General features: G+C 63.8%; 1 protein-coding gene. It reads right to left on the reverse strand.

Annotated elements, in window-relative coordinates:
* A partial coding sequence (locus MLGJGCBP_RS15945) for a non-ribosomal peptide synthetase (RefSeq protein WP_268960748.1) occupies window positions 1-4,810 on the reverse strand: 4,810 nt, incomplete at its 3' end.
* Between the last annotated feature and the right edge of the window lie 54 nt (window positions 4,811-4,864).

Genomic DNA, 4,864 nt, shown 5'->3' on the forward strand with positions numbered 1-4,864 from the left:
CACCGATATCCAACCGCACCGGGAACGCACTGGTGAACCACCCGACCGTCCGCGACAGATCCGCCCCCGCAATCACCGCCTCCTCACGGCCGTGACCCTCGAGCTGGATCAACGTCGACGGCACCACCACTCCGCGCTCACGACGGAACCGACTGACCGCCAACGCCAACGCCGCCAACAACCCGTCATTGACCCCACCACGGAACACTCTCGGCACCGACGTCAACAACGACGCCGTCACCTCCGCCGACACCACCACCTCAACCCGTTCCACGGTGGACTCCACATCCACCACCGGATCGAGCGCACGCACCCCCAACACCGGATCCGGACCCTCGAGCACCGACCGCCACAGCGGCAACTCCGCCACCCGCGTCCCAGCGACGGACTCCTCGACCAGCGCATGCGCCCACCGGCGCATCGACGTCCCCACCGGAGCCAACACCGGCACCTGACCACCCGAGAGCTGCACCCACGCAGACACGAAGTCCGGCACCACAATGCGCCACGACACCCCATCAACGACCAGATGATGCGCCACCACCAGCAACAACCCCGGCCGCGGATCTTCACCCGCCGCCGCCGCGAAGTCGAACCACACGAACTGCACCATCACACCCGCGCCCGGATCCAACCGACCCAACGCCGCATCGAACTCCGCAGACGCCAGATCCGACACCGCCCCCCCGGACAGGCCGACACCCACCTCGACCCGATGCACCAACCCGTCGACATCGACCGCACCCGGCTCGACGACCTCGAGACCCCACCCACGATCATCCTCGACCAACCGTGACCGCAGCATGTCGTGACGATCCACCACCGCCGCGATCGTGCCCACCACACCCGACCGATCGATCCCCGCCGGCACTTCCACCGTCAACTTCTGCGAGAACCGCGAATACCCGCCCCCACGCCCGACCATGAACCGCCCGATCGGGGTCAACGGCATCCACCCCACACCACCACCGGGCAACTCCTCGAGCACCACCGCCACCGCATCCTCGGTCAGGACCGCGACCTCAGCCAACCCGGCGACAGTCTTACGCTCGAACACATCCCGCGGAGAGAACACCACACCCCGCGCCTTCGCCCGCGAGACCAACTGAATCGAGACAATCGAGTCCCCACCCAGCGCGAAGAACGACTCATCGACACCGACCCGCTCCACCCCGAGCACATCGGCGAACACCTCCGCGACGATCTCCTCGACCCGACCCTGCGGCGCCCGGAACACCCGCGCCTGCACCACCGGCTCCGGCAGAGCCTTCCGATCGACCTTCCCGTTGACCGTCAACGGCAACGCATCGAGCACCACCACCGCCGACGGCACCATATGCGCCGGCAACGACGCCCCCACGAAATCCGCCAGTTCCACCGAATCCACCACAGCCGACGACGACGGCACCACATACGACACCAAAACCGTTGCACCGGTAGTGAGTTCCCGATCAACCGTGACCACGGACCCCACACTCGGATGCACAGCGAGCGCCGCATCGATCTCACCGAGCTCGATCCGGAAACCACGCACCTTCACCTGAAAATCCGAGCGCCCCACATACTCGAGCATCAAATCCGCCGTCCACCGCACCACATCACCAGTGCGATACAACCGCGAACCCGACTCACCGAACGGATTCGCCACGAACCGCTCCGACGTCAAACCCGCCCGACCGTGATACCCCCGAGCCAACGCACCACCAGCCAAATACAACTCACCCGACGCACCCGGAACCACCGGCCGCAACCGCGAATCAAGCACCAACGCCGACATCCCGGAAATCGGCCGACCCACCGTCACCGGCCCACCCGCCGACAACTCCGCAAACGACGAAATGATCGTCGTCTCCGTCGGACCATACCCATTGAAATACCTGCGACCCGGCGCCCACTTCGCCAACAAATCCGCAGTCGTCACATCACCACCAACAGAAACAACCTCGAGCTTCTCGAGCCCCACCGGATCAACCGTGCCCAACACTGCCGGAGTGACAATCGTGTGCGTCACCCCCTCATCACGCATCAACCCCGCCAACTCCGCCCCACCAAGAACCGACGGCGGCACAATCACCAACCGCGCACCCACCGAGAACGCCGCCATCCACTCCAACACCGACGGATCGAAACTCGGCGAACAAATATGCAGGAACCGCGACGACGCACTCACCCCATACAACCCGGCAGCGCTCTCCAACACACCCCCGAGACCCGCATGAGTGACACTCACACCCTTCGGCAACCCCGTCGAACCAGAGGTATAGATCACATACGCCACATCAGCAGACCGCAACGGCGACACCCGATCCGCATCAGCAACCGGCCCCCCCGACAACCCCTCACACACCGCCAGCAACGCCGGATCATCAACAACCAACCACGGCACCCCACCAGGCAACCGATCCACAAACCCACTCCCGGTCAACCCCACCACCGCACCGGAATCACTCAACAAAAAACCAACCCGCTCCACCGGATAACCCGGATCAACCGGCACATACGCAGCACCCGACTTCGCCACCGCCCACACCGCGAGAACCATCTCGAACGACCGCGGAAACGCCAACGCCACCACCGACTCCGGACCCACCCCACGCCCAATCAACAACCGCGCCAACCGCGACGACCGCTCATCAAGCTCCCGATACGACACCGACCGGCCCCCAACCCGCACCGCCACCGCATCCGGATCCACACCCACACCCGCAGCCAAAACATCCGGCAACAACCGCACCGGCATAACACCCCCACCATGAACATGCGTCAACACCGCACGCTCATCCCCCGACAACACCTCAATATCACCCACCAACACACCCGGATCCGCAACCACAGCCTCGAGAACCCGCACAAACCGATCCACAAACGACACCACAGTCGACTCATCAAACAAATCCGTCGCATACGTGAACTGCCCCACCAAACCCGCCGCAGCCGAGTCTGCGGAGAGATTTTCCCGGAGCGTCACCGAGAGATCGAATTTCGCAACGTGGGTATCGAATTCGACTGCGCTGACCGTCAACCCGGGCAACTCGAACGACGACCCACCAAGATTCTCGAAAGCCAACGCCACCTGAAACAACGGATGACGCGACGTCGACCGCTCAGGATTGAGCACCTCCACCAACCGCTCGAACGGCACATCCGCATGCCCGAAAGCACCCAGATCACCCTCACGAACCCCCGCCAGAAGATCCGCAAAACTCCCACCCGGAACCACCCGCGTCCGCAACACCAAAGTATTGACGAACATCCCGATCACATCATCAAGAGCCTGCTCACCACGACCCGCAATCGGCGTCCCCACCGCAATATCATCACTACCCGACAAACGCGACAACAACACCGCCAACGCCGCATGCACCACCATGAACACCGACGAATTACTGTCCTGGGCCAACTCGACGATACGACGATGAGTCGGCGGCGCGATCGTGAAGGTCACCGAGTTGCCCGTGTACGACGGATAGGCTGGTCGCCGCTTGTCGACGGGCAAATCCAGCTGATCCGGAAGACCGGCCAGCACCGACACCCAATACGATTCCTGCTGCGAGATCAACGACTCCGGATCATCCTCGCTACCGAGCACCTCCCTCTGCCACAACGAATAATCCGCATACTGCACCTCGAGTGGACCCCAACCCGGCACCTGCCCCTGCGTCCGCGCAACATACGCCGACATCACATCCCGCGTCAGCGGACCCATCGAAAAACCATCCGCCGCAATGTGATGCACCACAAACACCAACACATGCTCAGCCGGCGACACCTCGAACAACGCCGCCCGCACCGGCACCCCCGCCGTCACATCAAACCCAGCCGACATCAGGTCCACCACCCGGTCCAGCACCACCCCCTCGGCCACCCGCACCGGCGTCAGATCCGGAACAGCATCCGCAACCGGAACCGCAACCTGAAAACCCACACCATCGATCTCCGGATACACCGTCCGCAACGACTCGTGCCGCGCCACCACATCCGCCACCGCCGCCTGCAACGCAGCCACATCCAACGACCCCGACAACCGAATCGCCACCGGAATATTATTCACCGCAGAACCAGGCTCGAACCGATTCAAAAACCACATCCGAGACTGCGCCAACGACAACGGCACCCGCCCCGGACGCGGGCCGGCCTTCAGAGCCTTCCTGCCACCGAGACCCGCGTGCGACTCCGCGGCGGCCGCCAGTGCTTCCACAGAGGACGACTCGAACAAGGCCGGCAACGGGATCTGTGCGTCCAGAGCCGCACCCAACCGTGCGATCAGCTGGGTTGCGATCAGCGAGTTGCCGCCCAACGCGAAGAAGTCATCGTCGAGTCCGACACGCTCGACCCCGAGAATTTCAGCGAAAACTCCCGCCACAATTTCTTCGACCGGAGTCGTCGGTGCTCGGAATTGCGCTGCCGCGAGAACCGGAGCAGGGAGGGCTGCCCGATCCAACTTGCCCACCGGCGTGAGGGGGATTTCGTCGAGCACCGACACCACGGCAGGAACCATGTAGCCGGGCAGTTCCTGTGCGACGAACTCGAGCAGCATCGCAGTGTCGATCTCCGCGCCTGCGACAGGCAGAACGTACGACACCAGCGAGGTCGCTCCGGGCACCAGCTCGCGCCCCATGGTGGCGGCGAATTCAACATCGGGATGCGCAGCCAACGCTGCGTCGACCTCCCCCAGTTCGATCCGGAAACCGCGGATCTTGACCTGGAAATCGCTCCGACCGAGGTATTCGTAAGCCCGGTCCTCGCGGCGCCGGACCACGTCGCCGGTCCGGTACAGCCGTTCGCCTGCGTTTCCGAACGGGCTCGCCACAAAGCGTTCGGCCGTCAGGCCTGGACGGCGTAGATATCCGCGTGACAGTTGGAC

Origin of the sequence: Rhodococcus sp. T7 (genome assembly GCF_009872365.1) — a bacterium.
Taxonomy (GTDB): domain Bacteria; phylum Actinomycetota; class Actinomycetes; order Mycobacteriales; family Mycobacteriaceae; genus Rhodococcus_F.